Origin of the sequence: Micromonospora sp. DT233, assembly GCF_049841815.1 — a bacterium.
GTDB lineage: Bacteria > Actinomycetota > Actinomycetes > Mycobacteriales > Micromonosporaceae > Micromonospora.
Map to the genome: position 1 here is coordinate 57228 of NZ_JBNCLB010000011.1, position 16339 is coordinate 73566.

Here is a 16339-nt window from a genome sequence, read left to right on the forward strand (position 1 = left end):
GCCACCGCGTACCACGAGCTCAGGCGGCCGTACCGCCGCGCCCGCCGGCCGCCGGGGGCCGGATCGGCCGGTGGCAGACTGACCCGCATGAGCGCGCTCGACGGCCCGGCGCCGACGGCCTACGGCCACTTCACCACGATGCGGGTCGAGCGGCGGGCGGTCCGAGGCCTCGGCCTGCACCTGCGCCGGCTGGTCGCCGACTGCGCCACCGTCTTCTCGGCCGACCTGCGCCCCGCCCACGTGCGGGAGTGCCTGCGCGCCGCCACCGCCGCCGCCGAGGGGCCGCTGACCGTCCGGGTCACCGTCACCGACCCCGACCTCGCGCTGACCCACCTCGCCGCGCCCGCCCGCCCGCGCGTCGTGGTCACCACCCGCGCCCCCACCGCGCAGCCGCAGCCGCCGCTGCGGGTGCGCTCCACCGGGTACGCGCGGGACGCGCCCGCCATCAAGCACACCGGGCTCTTCGGCGCGCTGCACGAACGCCGCCGCGCCCAACTCGCCGGGTACGACGACGCCCTCTTCGTCAGCGCCGCCGGGCTGGTCACCGAGGGCCCCACCTGGAACATCGGGTTCATCCGGCACGACACCGTCGTCTGGCCGGCGGGCGACGCGCTGCCCGGCATCACCAGGCGGCTGCTCGCCACCGGCCACCCCGGCCCGCAGCGCACCGAACCCGTGCGGCTCGCCGACCTTCCCGCGATGACCGTCGCCTTCGCCACCAACGCCGCCGGCGGCATCCGCCCCATCGCCGCCGTCGACGGCACCAGCTTCGACGTCGACCACCCGGTCCTGGCCCGGCTGCGCGAGCGGTACGCCCGGATCGTCCCCGAACCCCTGTGAGCCGGGCAGGGAGCCGGTCGGGGTGTGCGGGAGCCCGACACACGGCGACGCCGCGACCGGTCCGGTCGCGGCGTCGTCGGCGGAAGGTGCCGCAGGTCAGCGGCGGTCGGCGGGACGGCGGGTGAGCGCCAGCCCGAGCGCGATCATGCCGATGCCGAGGAACAGGTGCAGCCAGTTGTCGGCGCCGTTGAGGGGCACGAAGTTGGCGCCGCTGTCGTGGTCGACGACCAGGCCGTAGAGCCACAGCACCAGGTAGACGGCGCCGCCACCGACGAGGTACGCCCGCGCGCCGGAGACGGAGCGGGCCAGTGCGATGCCCGCGATGCCGAAGACGACGTGGACCAGGTTGTGCAGGATGGACACCTGGAAGAGCCCGAGCAGCTTCGCCTCGGACTCGTGACCGGCGAACGTCATGGTGTCGTAGTCGCTGGTGATGCCCGGGATGAACCCGAGCACGCCGACCAGCAGGAAGACCACGCCGACGGCCAGCGCCGCCGTGCGCACGGGGTGCCGAGCGGCCGTCGCGGCACCGGATCCGGTCCTGTTGACCATTTGTCTACCTCCCAGAAAACCTGCTCACCGGAGCATCGTGTGAACGAGGTGCCCCGGTCGTCGCGGTCGAAACCAGTCGATTCGCAGCGGCTCGCAGCGGTCTCTCCGCACCTCGGGCGCGCAGCCCGCCGGCACCGGGGTTTAGCGGGCGACGGTCGCGGGGCACGTACCGGAGGACGACAACGATCCAGCACAACGACCCAGCACATCGATCCAGCACATCGATCCAGCCAGGAGGGTGACCATGCCGAAGGGCGACATCGAGACGTACTACGAGGACGGGCAGTGGAAGAACCGCCCGGAGGGCAACCAGCGGGCCAGCAGCACGCACGAGACCAAGGGCGAGGCGCAGGAGCCGGGGCGGGAGATGGCCAAGGAGCGGGGCGTCGAGCACGTGATCAAGAAGACCGACGGCACGATCACCGAGAAGAACACGTACCCGCGCAGCCGCGACCCGCGCGAGATCCCGGGCTGACCGGCGCCTCGGTCGCTATCGTCCCGCCTGCCCGGCGACCCCGCTCCGGCGTCCCACGCGACGCCGGGCCGGGATCGTCGGGCAGGCGTCGTCGTGCGCACGGTGGCTGCCGAGGCGACCGCTATCCGCATGGCTTGCAGCGTGGTCGAGGGCGACGACCGCAGGGAAGATCATGGTACGAAATGGCCCCTGGAGGGGCCTGAAACTACCAAGATCTTTCGCCCTGCCACTCACCGCCGAGGCATCCCCACGTCAGGCCGGCGGGCGGGCTAGGCGTAGAAGAGGCCGGAGAAGCTGTCGGTGCCCGCGTCGTCGTCGGTCATGTGCGCGTTCACCGAGACGTCGTGCCAGGACTGCCAGCCGAAGCCGCTGTAGACGTCGACCTCCCAGTAGGCCAGGCCGCCCGTGCAGGGCACGTCGAGGGACGCCGAGCCGAACGAGAAGGGCATGACCTGGGTGGCGAAGACCGTGACGTGCGCGGCGCCGGTCGAGCCGGTGCAGGTCACCGCGCCGTTGACCTGGAGCTCGTCGGCGGTCACGGCGGTGGCCGAGTAGACGACGATGTCCGCCTGGGCCGCCTGGGCCGGCGAGCCGGCGACGGTGAGGCCGGCGGCGGCCAGCAGGGCGACGGTGAGCGCGCCACGAACTGCCCGAACGCTCATCGGGGTCATCCTCTCGGGGGCGGCGGATCGGCCGACCCAGTCTAGCGACAACACCCACCAATGGGTGAAAATCATGACAAAAGTACCGGGCGGCTGTCAGTTGCCGTACAGGCCGTCCCGCTCCCACCGGCGCAGCGTCCGGTAGTCCCGCTCGACCTCCGCCGGGTCCTCGGCGGCCAGGTAGACGAAGCCCGGCGCAGTGACCAGGTCGACGGTCTGCGCCAGCGGCGCGCCCGGCGCGCCGGTCGCCGCCACCGCCACCACCGTCGGCAACTCCGACAACCGGGCCGACCAGTGCGGCGACTGCGCGGCGACCGGGGCCGGGTTGATCAGGGAGACGTTGCGTACGGCGGCGGACCAGCGCGGCGCCCGGTCGTCGAAGTCGGCGAAGAAGGCCGGCTCGACCAGGCACTGGACCTGCAACAGGGTCTGCGAGACACCGGAGAGCTTCGCCACCACGTCGGGCAGGGTCGACCCGCCGAGGCGCGCCCCGGTCTCGATCAGCACCGGCCCGGCGGCGGTGAGCATCAGCTCGGTGTGCGCGGCCGACGCGCGCACGCCGAGGGCGTCGAGCACGGCGAAGACGAAGTCGCGGATGGTCGCGGCCAGGGGTGAGCCGGGGTCGACCGGCTCCTCGTAGTCGTAGATCGGGGCGTCGGCGGGGCCGGGCCGCTTGGCGTACCGCCAGATCTCGGCGATGCGGTGCGACCCGCCGTGCGACACGCTGTTGACGTAGAACTCGGTGCCCACCAGCCGCTCCTGGACCAGGACGCGCCGGTTGGGCACGCCGTACACGGTCCGCCCGGCGAGCACCTGCGCGCAGGCCGCCCGGAGCTGCGCGACGTCCCGGCAGAAGTGCACGTTGTCGGTGCCCGCACTGTCCAACGGCTTGACGACCGCGGGCCCGCCGATGGCGGCGTACCAGGCCGCGGCCTCCTCCACCGAGGCGAAGGCGCGGCCGATGGGCGCGGCCAGCCCGGCGGCGCGTACGGTCTGCGCCATCGCCGACTTGTCCCGGCGCGCCGCGACCGTCGCGATCTCGTTGCCGGGCGTGCCGAGCAGGTGGTTGAGGGTGTCGGCGAGGGTCACCCCCGACTCGGTGCCGGCGAGGACCTGGTCGACCCCGATCGCGCGCAACCGCCGCACCAGCTCCGCCCGGTCGGCGACGAAACCGAGATCGACCGCGTAGTCGTCGGGGCGGAACGCCTTGAGGAAGTAGTCGGCGAAGACCTCCTTGCTGCGCACGTGCACGCAGGTGACCCCGCGCTCGCACAGCGCCCGGCTCAACGCGCCGCCGGTGGAGTAGCCGTCCACAATGGCGATGATCGGCACGCTTCCCCCATCTCCTGCCCGTTCGGCCGTCCCCGGCCGCCCCGGGCCTCGTCGGTCCACCCACCGTGGCCCGGGTCAGCCGTCGCCGCCGCCGGGGTGGAAACAGCAGCCGACCAGGGCCCCCGCGCCCATGCTCACCACGCCGACCTGGGCGTCCACCGTCCCCCGCACGATGCACCCGGCGTAGCCGTCGCCGCCGATCGCCCTCGGATCGCCGACGAACACCCCCCAGTTGAGGTAGAGGTCCTGGTAGCCCTCGCCGCCGACGACCGGGAAGGGCTCGGGCGCCGGGCGGACCCGCTGCTGCAGGACCCAGGGGCCGTCCATGGCCTGCGCCAGCCGCGCCGCCCACTCGGCGGCGTCGACCCGCCAGCCCGGCACGATCCCGGAACCGCCGTGCAGCATGATCGGCTTGAGGATGAGGTCGCGCTGGTGGGCCGTGGCGTAGGCGACGACGTCCACGGGCTCGCCCTCGGGCCCGGTCGAGCGCGCCCGCACGTACCGGGTCCAGGGCAACAACCGGCGCAGGGTCTGCCGTTCCCGGTCGGTGAACAGGTCGGCGTCGCGGTCGTCGGAGAGCATCGCCAGCGCGCCCTTGTTCCCGTACAGCTCGGCGTCGATCCGGGAGCAGAGCACCACCGTGCCACGCTGCGCCGCCGCCAGCACCGGCTCCACCAGGGCCAGGTCCGCCGGGGTGACGATCTCCTCCAGCAGGAAGAAGCGGTAGACCAGGTCCAGCACCCGGCCGTGCACGGTCAGCGCGCCGTCCTTCTCCTCGATCTCACCGACGTGGCACGGGATCGCGTCCATCTCGAACTCGTCGAAGAGCCCGGCCATCACCCCCAGCCGGGGGGCGTACGACCGGTAGCTCTCCGGCCAGTCGGCCAGGGCGATCACCGGCCGCCGGCCCGCCGCCCGGTCGCCCAGCTCGTACCGCACGGTCTCGGCGATCGTGCGGAACGTGTCGTGGAAGGTCAGCCCGCGCTGCGCGACGTACCCGGCCAGCGCCGGGTGGGCGAGCATCGCCCGGTTGATGTCGGCGTTCTCGAACCCGCCCAGCGCCGAGGTGATGTTCAGCTCCAGCAGCTTGAAGCCCTCCTCCGCCCGGTACAGGTCGGAGCGGGCCAGCGCCGTCGGCGGCCCGTCCGGGGCCCGCTGCACCAGCTCGATCTGCGGCTCGCTGAGCCCCAGCGCCCGCCCGAACGCGGCCCGGTCGCCGGCGAAGAGCCGTCGCGGCAGGTCGGTGAGCAGGTCGTGCGTCAGCAGCAGGTCCGCGCCGAGCTGGCGGGCCTCCCCCGGCTCCAGGAACACCGGGCAGGGCAGGAACCGGTCCCGGTAGGCCACCGCGAGCCGGGGCGAGGCGACCGCGCGCTGCGCCAGGGCCGCCGGGTCGACCCCCAGCCGGGCGAGGTGCGCGAGGTAACCGGCGGTCAGGCCGCGGCCCGTGGGAGCGGCTGCGTGGGTTGCCATGGTCGAGGGCTCCAGTCGTGGACGTCAGATGGGAACGGCCGTGCGGTCGGCGCCGTCGACGAAGGCGCGCAGCACGTCGAGGCAGTGCGTCAGCGCGTCCCGGCCGACCACCTCGTGCGGCGTGTGCGCCAACTCGGAGTCGCCGGGCCCGAAGTTGACGGCGGGGATCCCGTGGGCGGCGAAGCGGCCGACGTCGGTCCAGCCGAGCTTGGGGCGTACGTCGAGCCCGCCGGTGCGGCGCAGCGCGCCCAGGATCGGGTGGGTGAGCGCCGGCGCGGCGGGCGGCGAGGTGAGCAGGACGCGCACCTCGTCGGCCTCCGGCGCCAGGGCGGTCAGCTCCTCGATCGCGGCCTGCGTGCTCAGCTGGGCCGCGTGCCGGTAGTTGACCCGTACGGCGCAGCGGTCCGGCACGACGTTGCCCTGCACCCCCGCGGTGACGGCGACCACCGACGCGGACTGCCGGTAGACCAGCCCGTCGATCTGCACCGGCGGCGGGGTGAACGCGACGAACCGGGCCAGCGCGGGGGCCGCCCGGTGCACGGCGTTGCTCCCCCGCCACGGCCGGGCGGTGTGCGCCCGCGCCCCGGCGAAGGTGAACTCGACGACGAGGTTGCCCTGGCAGCCGGCCTCCAGCCGGCCGTCGGTGGGCTCCAGCAGCACGGCGGCGTCGGCCGTCACCAGCTCGCGGTGCTCGTCGAAGAGCACCCGCATCCCGCTCTGGTGCGAGCCGACCTCCTCCTTGTCGTAGAAGACGAAGGTGAGGTCGTGCGCCGGGTCGCGGGCGGACTCGGCCAGCATCAGCATGACCGCCACCCCGCCCTTCATGTCCACGGCGCCCAGCCCCTCGATCACGTCGCCGCGCGCCGGCGACCCGGTGGGCGGCGCCCCGGGCACGGTGTCGAGGTGGCCGGCGAGCATGACCCGGGTGGGGCGGCCGTGCGCGGTCCGGGCCACCAGGTTGTGGCCGACGCGGGTCACCCGCAGGTGTTCCGCCCGCGCGGCCAGCCGGGCCGCGACGAGATCGGCCAGCCCGGCCTCGTTGCCGCTGACCGACCCCACCGCGACCAGCGCCGCCGTCAGGTCGAAGACCGTGTCGGCCCGGACCACCGCCGCCGTGGACGTCGCGCTCACCGCCCCACCTCCGTCTCCAGGGCCCGGGTCAGCCAGCGGCTTCGCGCGCCGGCCAGCATCCGCAGCATGATCAGTGCCATGATCGCCGCGCCGAAACCGTAGACGGCCGGCGGACCGTAGCGGTGCGAGACCAGGCCCGCCGCCGCCGCGCCCAGCGGGATCGCGCCCCAGGCGACCAGCCGGTAGACGCTGTTGACCCGCCCCTGCAACTCGTCGGGGATGAGGGTCTGCCGCAGCGCGACCACCACCACGTCCCAGGTGACCGAGCCGCAGGCGGCGACGAAGAACGCGACGACCGCCATCGGCCAGGTCGGGGCCAGCCAGAGCATGAGGCTGGCCACGGCATGCGAGGCGGCGACGATCACCAGGGCGTGGTCGCGGCCGATGCGCCGCACCAGCGCGGGGGCCACCGGGGCGGCGAGGACCGCGCCGGCGGCCTCGGCGGCCAGCAGCAGGCCGTAGCCGAGGTCGCCGAGGCCGAGGCTGCGGTGGGCGTACACCACCAGGACGGCCAGCGCGCCGGCCGAGACGAAGTTCAGCGCCCCGGCCATCAGGGCGAGGGTACGCAGCAGGTGGTGACGCCACAGCCAACGCGCCCCGGTGGTCATGTCGGCCAGCAGCCGGGCGGTGAGGCCGCCGCCGGCCGGGCGGGCCGCCACGGGCTGCTGCCGGCCGGTCAGCCGCAGCCGGCTCAGCAGCACGGCCGAGACTCCGAAGGTGATTGCGTCGACGCCGAACGGCAGCACCGGGGCCAGCGCGAAGAGCCCGGCACCGGCCAGCGGCCCGATGAACTGGGTGGTGGCGCTCTGGGTGGCCACCAGCCGGCCGTTGGCGTGCATGAGCCGGTCGCGGGCCACGATCGCGGGCACCAGCGCCTGCGCGGCGTTGCGGAACCAGGTCTCGCCCAGGCCGATGACGAAGAAGCAGAGGTAGAGCACGCCGAGGTGGGCGTGGCCGAGGAAGACGGTCACGGCGAAGCCCGCCATCGCCCCGAACCGGACCACGTCGATGACCACCATCGAGCGGCGGCGGTCGAGCCGGTCGACGAGGACGCCCGCGGGGATGCCGAAGACGACGTACGGCAGGGTCAGCGCCATGGTGACGCCCGCGATCAGCCGGGGGTCGTCGGTGAGGTGGCTGGCCATCAGCGGCGCGGCGGCCAGCGAGATCCCGTCGCCGACGCCCGAGCAGGCCGTGGCCGTCCAAAACCTGCCGAACTCCGGGCCCAGCCGGGGTTTCTCGGCCACCCCGAGCGGGTCGGCGCGGGACACCTCGCTCACCACCCGGGCACCGGCCCGGCTGCCTCGGCGGCCTCGGTGGTCTCGGCGGTCTCGGCGGTCTCGGCGGCGAGGACGGTCAGGTGCGGGCGGGGGTCGGCCGGCGGCCGGTCGCCGCGCGGCGCGCCCGGATCCGGCCGGCCCACGTAGAGCCAGCCGAGCAGCCGCTCCCCCGCCGCGACGTCCATCGCCGCGCGCACCGGCGGGGCGTCGAGCAGCGGCCCGGTCCGCCAGATCGACGACCAGCCCGCCTCGTGCAGCAGCAGCCCCAAGTGGGTGACCACGGCCGTGGCGGCGGCGAGTTGCTCCCACTCGGGCACCTTGGGGTGCGGCCGGGCCCGCAGCACGATCCCGACCAGCAGCGGCGCGCGGCGCGGCTTGGCGGCGGCCCGGTCCCGCTCGGGCCCGGTCGCGCCCTGCGCGGCGGCCAGCGCCGCGCCGAGCCGGTCGCGGGCCGCGCCGCGCAGCAGGACCAGCCGCCACGGCCGCAGGGCGGCGTGGTCCGGGGCGTTCATCGCCAGGGCCAGCAGGTCGCCGAGTTCGGCGTCGCTCGGGGCGGCGTCGGTGATCCGCCCGCCGCTGCGGCGGGTGCGCAGCAGGCCGGCCAGGGCGGTCACGACGGCCTGCCGGCCGCCGGCCGCCGCGCCACCTCGTGGTAGCCGTGGGTGGCCCGCGCCTGGCGCAGCGGCGTGCCCGCCCGGACGTCGGCGAGCACCCGCTGCTCCATCGCCGCGACCCGGGTCACGCTGGCGACCACGTCGTCGACCAGGGCCTCGGGTACGACGACCACCCCGCTGCCGTCGGCGGCGACCAGGTCGCCGGGGCGCACGGTGATCCGGTCGCCGTCGGCGCCGACGGTCACCGGTTCCTGCGCGGCGGCCATCCGGACCCGGTTCTTGCCGGAGCGCATGAAGGCCCCCCGCGCCCACATCGGATAGCCCAGCTCGCGGATGCCGTCGACGTCGCGGAAGTAGCCGTCGACGACCGTGCCGGCGAGCCCTCGGGCGACGGCGACCTCGGCGAGGATGTCACCCCAGACGGTGCAGTGCCGGCCCTCGTTGGCGATCACCACGACCGCGCCGGGGGGCACGTCGTCGATGTAGTCCGCCGCCGGGGCCCGCACGCCGTCGGCGACCGGCTCGAACCGCACGGTGAAGGCGGGGCCCACGACCAGCCCCGTGCCGGAGAACCGCCGCACCCCCCACAGGGTGCTCGACACCCCGGCGAGGTCGAGCGCGTCGCTGACCGCGGCCGTGCCGTGCGCGGCCAGGGCCGCACCGAGGGCGTTCATCGGGCGCCGCCCGCGACGACGTGAACAGCCAACTTCTGGCCTCCCTGAAAAATGTTGATCTTCGAGTTGCGGCTGGCCTTCGCGCCGAAGCCCGCGACCCGCCCGCCCAGCAGGTAGGTGTCCAGGCTGATCGGCAGGGCGTCGACCCGCCCCTCGCCCGGCGTCACGACCGGGTAGCTGGTCGGCACCACTCGCCGCTGCACCACGTGGCCGTCGCGCAGCGCGGCGGCCACCGCCTCCCGCCACCGCCCCGGCGGGCAGTCGTGGCCGATGGTGACCCCGTCGCCCCGGATGTCGTACGCCTGCTTGAGCACGAACTCGCGCGGGTCGGCCAGCAGCCGCTGCGCCAGCGGGGCGCCGTCGTCGTCGACCGCGTCCGGGGTGAGCTTGCGGGCCCACGGCAGCAGCCGCGCCACCAGGGCCCGCTCGGCGGGGGTGAAGAGGTCGGCGAACTCCGGCTGCTGGACGAAGGCCAGGGTCAGCTTGTTCTCCGCGACGTACCGGGCGACGAACGGGTTGACGTGCACCAGCGCGGTGTCCCGGACCGCCCGCTCCCACCGCGCCACGAAGTCCGGGTCGGCGCAGTATCCCACCCACGAGACGGTGTTGACCTTGTTCCAGCACAGGTCGGCCGGTCGGCCGTCGAACCGGGCCCGCCCGCCGTCGACCTCGATGGCGCGCGGGTCGGCCAGGAACGCGTCGACGCCGACGGCCCGCATCCGCTCCACCAGCTCGACGCTCTCCCGGTTGGCCCCGCCCGTCGGCTGGAGCACGGCGATGCGGCCCGGCTCCGCGCACCGGCCCGGCTCGCGGGCCGCCGCCGAGCGGGCCGCCGCCCGCAGCCCGTCGAGGAAGCGGTCCTCGCCGGTGTACGTCAGCCCGGTCGGGCGCAGTTGCTCGGCGGAGAGGTCCCGGACCACGGCCGCGACGGTGGCGTTGACCCGGGCGGTGAAGAGCGTGCCGGCCGGCGAGTCCGCGTTGTTCTCCAACACCCGCAGCCGCTCGGTGCCCGCCTCCAGGTAGCCGTCGAGGCGGCACACCCAGGGGGCGTCACCGAGCGAACGGTCGGCGTCGATCAGCCGGTCGGCCGCCGGGTCGAGCGCGTAGAACGCCCGCACGTCCGCCCGCGCCCGCCACAGCGCGCCGACCTTGCCGAGCAGCTCGACGTACCGGGTGAGCAGCGGCGCGATCGCCTCGGCCCGGTCGTGGCGGATCAGCACCGGCACCGGGGAGAGCGGGAAGTCCTTGTTGCGGAACACCGGGGCGGTCTCCAGCGCCGCCCGCACCGCCCGCTCGGTCCGCGCCGCTTCGTGCACCGTGGCGTGGGCGAGGAGCAGGGCGGCCGGCCAGTCGATCAGTCCGGACCCGCTCAACGCGCCCGCCCGGAGGCCGACGCCCAGTCCACGGCCGTGGCCGGGGCACGCCCGCGCACCTGGTCGAAGTAGGCGTCCACCAGGGCGGTGGTGACCGGGAAGACCGGCCACCCGGAGAGCTCCCGCCCGGCCACCGAACGCACCGGGCCGAACTCCAGCCCGGTGCCGCAGAGCACCACCTCCTCGGCGGCCGCCAGTCGCTGCTCGGTCACCGCGTCGGAGACCGCCTGGTAGCCCAGCGCCCGCGCGGTGGCCAGCACCCATGCCCGCGTCACGCCGGGCAGCACGTGGTCGTCGAGGCGCGGGGTGATGATCCGGGTGCCCTCCTCGACCAGGAAGACCGTGGCGGTCGGCGCCTCGCTGATCAGCCCCTCGGCCGTACGCAGCACGCACGAGTCGAAGCCCGCCCGCTTCGCCTCGGCCAGGGCCAGGCGCGGGCCCGCGTACGCGGAGATGTTCTTCGCCGCGTTCGGGAAGACCGCGTCCGAGGGGCGCTGCCACGCGCTGACGCCCAACCGGATGCCCTCGCCCCGGGCCAGCCAGCGCTTGCGCCCGGAGGGGGCGATGGTGACGGTCAGCGCCGTCTCGGCCTCCTCGTCGATGCCGCCGACGTTGGCCGCGCTGACCGCGACCCGCACGTAGCCGTCCGCGTCGATCTCCTGCGCCGCCACGAGCTCGTCGATGATCGACGGGACCTCGTCGCAGCAGAGCGGGTCGAGCCCCATCAGGCGGCAGGAGTTGCGCAGCCGGTCGAGGTGCGGCCCCAGCAGCCAGGGCACGACCCCGCCGGAGTCCTGGCGGTAGAGCCGGATCCCCTCGAACACCGACACCCCGTAGCGCAGGGCGATGCTGCCCATCGGCAGGGTGGCCTGCTGTTTGGGCACCAGCGCGCCCCGGTGGTGCGCCAACGGCCAGGACCCGGCCTGACCGTTGGCCGACGAGGCCTTCACGCAGCGCGGCGGAACACGGGCTCCGCCGGGTCGTACGACGTGCGCAGGATCATGTCGAAGTGGCGGTGCCGCAGCTCCAGCGCGTTGGCCAGCGCGGCGATGGCGTTCTGCTGCAACTGCGGGGTGTCGCAGTAGCGGCGCAGCAGCTCGCGGGCCGCCGCGGCGTGCTCGTCCTCCAGCTCGCTGACCGCGTCGTCGCCCGCGTCGGCCGAGGCGTGGTGGACGAAGAACTCGTAGCCCTCCGGCGGCAGCCCGTAGACGTCGCGCATCACCGACAGCATGCTCTTGCCGTTGTCGTTGGTGATCGGCGGCTGGCCCTCCATCAGCAGCAGCACGGAGGCGACCCCCTCGGTGAAGTGCGCCGCGCCGTTGCAGACCCGGACGTTGTGCTCGATGACCGCGGCGGTCTCCGGGGCCAGCGGCGGGTTCGCCAGCGCCTCGGCGCTCACGCCGACCGCCGCGCCGAACGCGGCGAAGGTGTCGAGGTGGCGGCCGGAGTTCGACAGCTTCCCGGTCTCCTCCTCGTAGATGTTCTCCACCAGCAGCACCCGCAGGCGGTAGTCCTCGATGCGGGAGGCGATGCCCAGGATGTTGCGGGTCCAGAAGCTCTTGATCGGCCAGCGGTGCTGGACGAAGCCCTGCAGCAGGCGGTCCGTCGCCTTGCCGGCGAGGATCGTCTGGTACAGCTCGCTGGTCATCTTCTTCCGCTCACCGATCATCCGGTCGAGCTCGGCTACGAAGTCGGTCATGGGGACTCCCCCTCCATCTCGGCTGGACGCACGGGCTCGCAGGGGCGCGCGGCGGGTGCCGACGCCCCTCGGTCGGGCAGGCTCACTGGTCGGACATGGTCAGGATGGTCGCGTCGTACCCGTTCGCGGCGAGCATGTCGGAGAAGTCGGCCGCGCCGTCGAGGTTCAGGTCGAGCAGGCCGGTGAGGACCGCCTTCGTGCTCCCCTCGGCCAGCATGCGCAGCCGGGTGGCGAGCGTCGTCTGGTCGGTGGCGATCGGGTCGAGCCGCAGGGCCGCGCCGTGCCGGACGATCAGGTGCGCGACGATGACCTCCAGCCGGAGGTTCCCGCCGCCCTTGCCGATGCCGGCGATCGAGGCGTCCACGGCGGTGGCGCCCGCCGCCATCGCCGCCTTGGCGTTGATGAACGCCAGCCCCAGGTTGTCGTGGGGGTGGAACCCGATCGGCACCGGGCTCGCCGCCACCGCCGCGCCCACCCGCGCGGTGACCGCCTCCGGGTCCAGGCTGCCGTTGGAGTCGGCGAGGTACACCACCTGCGCGCCGGCCTCGGCGCAGGCCCGCACGGCGGTGGCGATCTGCTCCTCGGTGCGCTCGCTGACCCGGGTCAGGTTCATCGCCACCGCCAGCCCGGCCGCCCGGGCCGCCTCGGCGTAGGGTGCCGCCCGCTCGACGGAACCCCCGGCGACGAGCACGCGGGCCATCGACACGTCGTGGTCGGGCAGCTCGGCGACCCGGCCGATCGGCACCTCGCCCGGTCGCACCATCACGGCGATGCGGGGCCGGTCGGCCACGGCGGCCAGCGCGGCGAGGTACTCCGGCGGGCAGATCGCGCTCGGGCGCTGCGGCTCGTGCCCCTCGCGGAGGTACCCGACCTCGACGACGGGGACTCCGGCGGCGCCGACGGTGCGGACGATCGCCTCGGCCTCACGCGTCGTCCAGCTGTGGCCGTTGACGTAGCCGCCGTCGCGCAACGTGACATCCAACAGGGTGAGGTCGCGTTCGGGATTCACCGCGCGGCCCCGAAATATGTGCGGACGATGATGGCGTCGAATGGCGGCAGCATGATTCTCCAAATCCCCCCCGGGCATTCGTGAGCAAGGATGTCTTGGAGTCCACTGTGGCGCAAGTGTGTTCCGGGTCACAACAAAATCGATATCTATAAATTGTTATCCGCCGGTCTGTGCTCATTTTTTCGAGCAGAACGCGCGGATTGGCCGGCCCGGGGATCAGCCGGCGCGGGCGACGCGCACCGGCAGGGAGGTGAGGCCGAGCATGAAGTTCGACCGCAGCCGGCGCGGCTCGCCGGCGAGCTCGCACCGCACCCCGGCGGTGAGTAGCCGGCGGAACAGCAGCCCCAGCTCGGCCTGGGCGACCGGCGCCCCGATGCAGCGGTGGATGCCCGAGCCGTAGCTCAGGTGCCGGTTCGGGGTGCGCCCGACGTCGAAGGCGTCGGCGTCGGGGAACTGGTCGGCGTCGCGGTTGGCCGAGACGTTCCAGACCGTCACCGAGTCACCGGCGCGGATCTGCCGGCCCCGGCGCTCGACGTCGCGCTTGGCCACCCGCTGCACGTAGGCATTGGTGGAGCTCCACCGCAGCACCTCGTCCAGCGCCGTGCCGAGCAGTTCGTGGTCGGCCAGCAGCCGGTCGTACTGTGCCGGGTTCTCCATCAGCGCCAGCAGGCCGGTGCAGGCGGTGTACGACGACGTCTCGTTGCCGCCGACCGCCAGGTTCAGGCAGTTGTAGAGAATCTCGTCGGTCTCCAGCAGCCGGCCGTTGATCCGCGAGCGCGCCAACCGGCTGACGACGTCGTCGCCCGGACGCCGGCGCCGCTGCGCCAGCAGGTCCTCGAAGAAGTCGAAGATCTCCGCCTGCAACCAGGCCAGCCGCAGCCGGGTGTCGTCGCCGGTGTCGACGAAGACCTCGTCGCGGTAGCCGACCATCCGCCGGGTCAACCTGATCAGCTGGTGCGCGTCCTCGTGGGAGATGTCCATGATCGTCATCAGCGCACCGGCCGGCAGTTCCGTGGCGACCTCGGTGGCGAAGTCGCCGCCGCCGGCCTCGACCAGCCGCTGCACCGCCCGGTCCACCAGCGCGCCGACCTGCGCGGAGACCGCGCTCAGCACCGCGCTGGACAGCGCCGGCTGGATGACCTGCTTGAGCAGCCGGTGCCGGGGCAGGTCGGTGACGACCAGCATCCGACCGGCCGCGGTGTCGTCGGAGCTCTGGAGGGAGCCCCCGACGATGGCACCCCGCGACGAGCTGAACAGCTCGTGCTCCCGGTACGCCCACTGCACGTCGTCGTACTTCGTCAGCGCCCAGAAGCGGCTGCCGTCGGCGCCCTCGTTCCAGTGCACCGGATCGTCCGCCCGCAGCCTGGCCAGCGCGTCGAGGTGCTCCCCCCGCGCGAACAGGTCCACGTCGGTGAGGTCGATGCCCGCCACGGCGGGCACCTGCGTCACGTCGGTCACGCCGGCTCACTCCCCGCCGCGGTCCGGTCGATCAGGTCGGCCAGGTCGGCCAGGACCACGTTGGCCAGCAGCGCCTGCACCGGCAGCTTCACCCCGAGGTTCCGGGTGATCCGCCGGTGCATCTGGAACGCCTGGAGCGAGTGCCCGCCCAACGCGAAGAAGTTCTCGTTGCGGCCGACGTTCTCCACCCCGAGCAGCCCCTCCCAGAGCTCCGCGAGGTACCGCTCGGTCGGCGTGCTCGGCGGCAGGTGGCTGTCCCGGCGCAGCCGGTGGGCGTCGAGCAGCTCGCCCAGCGCCGCGGTGTCCCGCTTGCCGTGGTCGGTGGCCGGGATCTGCGGCACCACGATGAAGTCGCTGGGCACCATGAAGTCCGGCAGGTCCCGTTGCGCCTGGGCGCGCAGCTGCGCCACGGCCGGCGTCCCGTCGACCACCACGACGGCGATCAGCCGCCGGTCGTCGGCCGTGCCGTCGGGGAGCACCACCGCGTCGAGCACCTCCCGCTGGCGGCGCAGGCCCCGCTCCACCTCGCCCGGCTCCACCCGGTAGCCCCGGATCTTCACCTGGTCGTCGACCCGCCCGATGAACTCCAGCGCGCCGTCGGCGCGGCGGCGCACCAGGTCGCCGGTGCGGTAGACCCGCACCGGCGAGCCGTCCTCGCCGGGCAGCGTGCGGAACCGCTCGGCGGTCAGCTCCGGCTGGTCCTGGTAGCCGCGGGCCACCCCCGGCCCGCCGACGAAGAGCTCCCCGGTCTCCCCGTCGGCGACCGGCAGCAACTGCGGGGAGAGCACGTGGGCGCTCACCCCCGGCAGCGGCGCGCCGATCGGGATCAGGTCGCTCTCGGCGTCGGCCATGGTCACCCGGTGCGCCGTGCACGCCGTGGTGATCTCGGCCGGCCCGTAGAGGTTGTACAGCTCCCCCGCGAACCGGCCACCCAGCAGGTCCCGGCAGGCGGCCGGCTGGAGCACGTCCCCGCCGACCTGGAGCAGCCGCAGCGCGGCGAACGCGTCCAGGTCCTCGCGCACCACGTGGTTGACCACCATCGTCGGCACCAGCATCGCGGTGATGCCGTACCGCTTCATCTGGCGCTGGAAGTCGGCGGCCAGCAGCTCCGTGACCGGCGGCAGCACGACGGCCTCGGCGCCGGCGGCCAGTGTCGTCCAGATCTCGAAGTGGAAGGCGTCGAACGACACGCTGGAGATCTGGCCCGACCGGTCGTCCGGGGTGAGCCGGGGCAACCCCGGGTTGAGCGCGAACGACACCAGGTTGCGGTGCTCCAGGACGATCGCCTTTGGCTCGCCGGAGGAGCCGGAGGTGAACAGCACGCTGGCCGCCGTGGCCGGCTCGACCCCGGCCGCCGCGACCGCACCGGCCGGGGCGGCCTGGGCCAGCTCGGCCAGCGTCACCACGTCGGCCGCCAGGTGCGCCAACCGGTCCCGCCACGCCGCCTCGCCGATGATCAGCTTCGCGCCGCCGGCCCGCAGCATCAGGTCCCGCCGGGCCGCCGGGTAGCGGCTGTCCACCGCCACGTAGGCCGCGCCCGCCTTGAGGATCCCGAGGATCGCCACGAAGAGGTCCACGGAACGCTCGACGTAGAGCCCGACGCGGTCCTCCACGGCCACCCCCCGGCCCCGCAGCCCCGCCGCCACCGCGTCGGACTCCCGGTCGAGTTCGGTGTACGTCAGCCGACGGTTGCCGTCGCCGACCGCGAACCGGTCCGGGTGCTCCCGCACCGACCGACCGAAGAGCCCGAGCACCGTGTCGTCGACCATC

At 74.1% G+C, this 16339-nt stretch carries 16 protein-coding genes; 2 read left to right on the plus strand and 14 right to left on the minus strand.

The features are described from left to right. The first annotated feature begins 78 nt into the window (after positions 1-78). A complete protein-coding gene (locus ACLQ2V_RS21505; RefSeq protein WP_425720417.1) occupies positions 79-840 on the plus strand; it encodes an aminotransferase class IV in 762 nt (253 codons plus the stop codon). A gap of 96 nt (positions 841-936) precedes the next feature. On the opposite strand, the gene ACLQ2V_RS21510 is transcribed toward ACLQ2V_RS21505, so the two are convergent. Next, positions 937-1392 carry a DUF4383 domain-containing protein gene (locus tag ACLQ2V_RS21510; protein WP_425720341.1) on the minus strand — a complete coding sequence of 152 codons (456 nt, stop codon included), beginning with the start codon at positions 1390-1392 and terminating at the stop codon, positions 937-939. Positions 1393-1636: 244 nt separating this feature from the next. Here ACLQ2V_RS21510 and ACLQ2V_RS21515 point away from each other — a divergent pair, with 244 nt between their 5' ends. Next, complete coding sequence (locus ACLQ2V_RS21515) at positions 1637-1867, plus strand: DUF2188 domain-containing protein (RefSeq protein ID WP_425720342.1); 231 nt, start codon at positions 1637-1639, stop codon at positions 1865-1867. Positions 1868-2136: 269 nt separating this feature from the next. On the opposite strand, the gene ACLQ2V_RS21520 is transcribed toward ACLQ2V_RS21515, so the two are convergent. The 13 genes from ACLQ2V_RS21520 to ACLQ2V_RS21580 all read right to left on the minus strand — a co-directional run bounded on the left by ACLQ2V_RS21520 (position 2137) and on the right by ACLQ2V_RS21580 (position 16338). Continuing rightward, positions 2137-2529 (minus strand): hypothetical protein, encoded by a 393-nt coding sequence (locus ACLQ2V_RS21520; protein WP_425720343.1) that lies wholly within the window; start codon positions 2527-2529, stop codon positions 2137-2139. Between the two features lie 96 nt (positions 2530-2625). Then, positions 2626-3861 (minus strand): ATP-grasp domain-containing protein, encoded by a 1236-nt coding sequence (locus ACLQ2V_RS21525; protein ID WP_425720344.1) that lies wholly within the window; start codon positions 3859-3861, stop codon positions 2626-2628. Positions 3862-3936: 75 nt separating this feature from the next. Further along, positions 3937-5331: a hypothetical protein gene (locus ACLQ2V_RS21530; protein WP_425720345.1), complete on the minus strand. Its 1395-nt coding sequence runs from the start codon at positions 5329-5331 to the stop codon at positions 3937-3939. A gap of 24 nt (positions 5332-5355) precedes the next feature. Next, on the minus strand, positions 5356-6462 hold the full coding sequence (gene dapE, locus ACLQ2V_RS21535) for a succinyl-diaminopimelate desuccinylase (protein WP_425720346.1): 1107 nt from the start codon (positions 6460-6462) through the stop codon (positions 5356-5358). Next, positions 6459-7742 carry an MFS transporter gene (locus tag ACLQ2V_RS21540; protein ID WP_425720347.1) on the minus strand — a complete coding sequence of 428 codons (1284 nt, stop codon included), beginning with the start codon at positions 7740-7742 and terminating at the stop codon, positions 6459-6461. The genes dapE and ACLQ2V_RS21540 overlap by 4 nt, the downstream gene beginning before the upstream one ends. Next, on the minus strand, positions 7739-8356 hold the full coding sequence (locus ACLQ2V_RS21545) for a nitroreductase family protein (protein WP_425720348.1): 618 nt from the start codon (positions 8354-8356) through the stop codon (positions 7739-7741). The genes ACLQ2V_RS21540 and ACLQ2V_RS21545 overlap by 4 nt, the downstream gene beginning before the upstream one ends. Then, the gene (locus tag ACLQ2V_RS21550) at positions 8353-9030 is read right to left on the minus strand and encodes an RraA family protein (RefSeq protein ID WP_425720349.1); all 678 of its coding nucleotides are present in this window, start codon (positions 9028-9030) and stop codon (positions 8353-8355) included. Before ACLQ2V_RS21550 ends, ACLQ2V_RS21545 begins: the two co-directional genes overlap by 4 nt. Continuing rightward, the gene (locus ACLQ2V_RS21555; protein WP_425720350.1) at positions 9027-10403 is read right to left on the minus strand and encodes a hypothetical protein; all 1377 of its coding nucleotides are present in this window, start codon (positions 10401-10403) and stop codon (positions 9027-9029) included. Before ACLQ2V_RS21555 ends, ACLQ2V_RS21550 begins: the two co-directional genes overlap by 4 nt. After that, on the minus strand, positions 10400-11353 hold the full coding sequence (locus ACLQ2V_RS21560) for an aminotransferase class IV (protein ID WP_425720351.1): 954 nt from the start codon (positions 11351-11353) through the stop codon (positions 10400-10402). Before ACLQ2V_RS21560 ends, ACLQ2V_RS21555 begins: the two co-directional genes overlap by 4 nt. After that, complete coding sequence (locus tag ACLQ2V_RS21565) at positions 11350-12102, minus strand: TenA family transcriptional regulator (protein WP_425720352.1); 753 nt, start codon at positions 12100-12102, stop codon at positions 11350-11352. Before ACLQ2V_RS21565 ends, ACLQ2V_RS21560 begins: the two co-directional genes overlap by 4 nt. Positions 12103-12184: 82 nt before the next feature. Then, positions 12185-13111 carry a hypothetical protein gene (locus tag ACLQ2V_RS21570; RefSeq protein WP_425720353.1) on the minus strand — a complete coding sequence of 309 codons (927 nt, stop codon included), beginning with the start codon at positions 13109-13111 and terminating at the stop codon, positions 12185-12187. Between the two features lie 216 nt (positions 13112-13327). Next, a complete protein-coding gene (locus tag ACLQ2V_RS21575) occupies positions 13328-14569 on the minus strand; it encodes a cytochrome P450 (protein WP_425720354.1) in 1242 nt (413 codons plus the stop codon). After that, on the minus strand, positions 14566-16338 hold the full coding sequence (locus tag ACLQ2V_RS21580) for a non-ribosomal peptide synthetase (protein WP_425720355.1): 1773 nt from the start codon (positions 16336-16338) through the stop codon (positions 14566-14568). The genes ACLQ2V_RS21575 and ACLQ2V_RS21580 overlap by 4 nt, the downstream gene beginning before the upstream one ends. Position 16339: the final 1 nt, after the last annotated feature.

Bases quoted from the DNA above. Each gene is read 5' to 3' on its own strand.
- ACLQ2V_RS21510 (WP_425720341.1), bottom strand. From the start codon at position 1,392: ATGGTCAACAGGACCGGATCCGGTGCCGCGACGGCCGCTCGGCACCCC.
- ACLQ2V_RS21580 (WP_425720355.1), bottom strand. From the start codon at position 16,338: ATGGTCGACGACACGGTGCTCGGGCTCTTCGGTCGGTCGGTGCGGGAG.
- ACLQ2V_RS21520 (WP_425720343.1), bottom strand. From the start codon at position 2,529: ATGAGCGTTCGGGCAGTTCGTGGCGCGCTCACCGTCGCCCTGCTGGCC.
- ACLQ2V_RS21515 (WP_425720342.1), top strand. From the start codon at position 1,637: ATGCCGAAGGGCGACATCGAGACGTACTACGAGGACGGGCAGTGGAAG.
- ACLQ2V_RS21565 (WP_425720352.1), bottom strand. From the start codon at position 12,102: ATGACCGACTTCGTAGCCGAGCTCGACCGGATGATCGGTGAGCGGAAG.
- ACLQ2V_RS21530 (WP_425720345.1), bottom strand. From the start codon at position 5,331: ATGGCAACCCACGCAGCCGCTCCCACGGGCCGCGGCCTGACCGCCGGT.
- ACLQ2V_RS21550 (WP_425720349.1), bottom strand. From the start codon at position 9,030: ATGAACGCCCTCGGTGCGGCCCTGGCCGCGCACGGCACGGCCGCGGTC.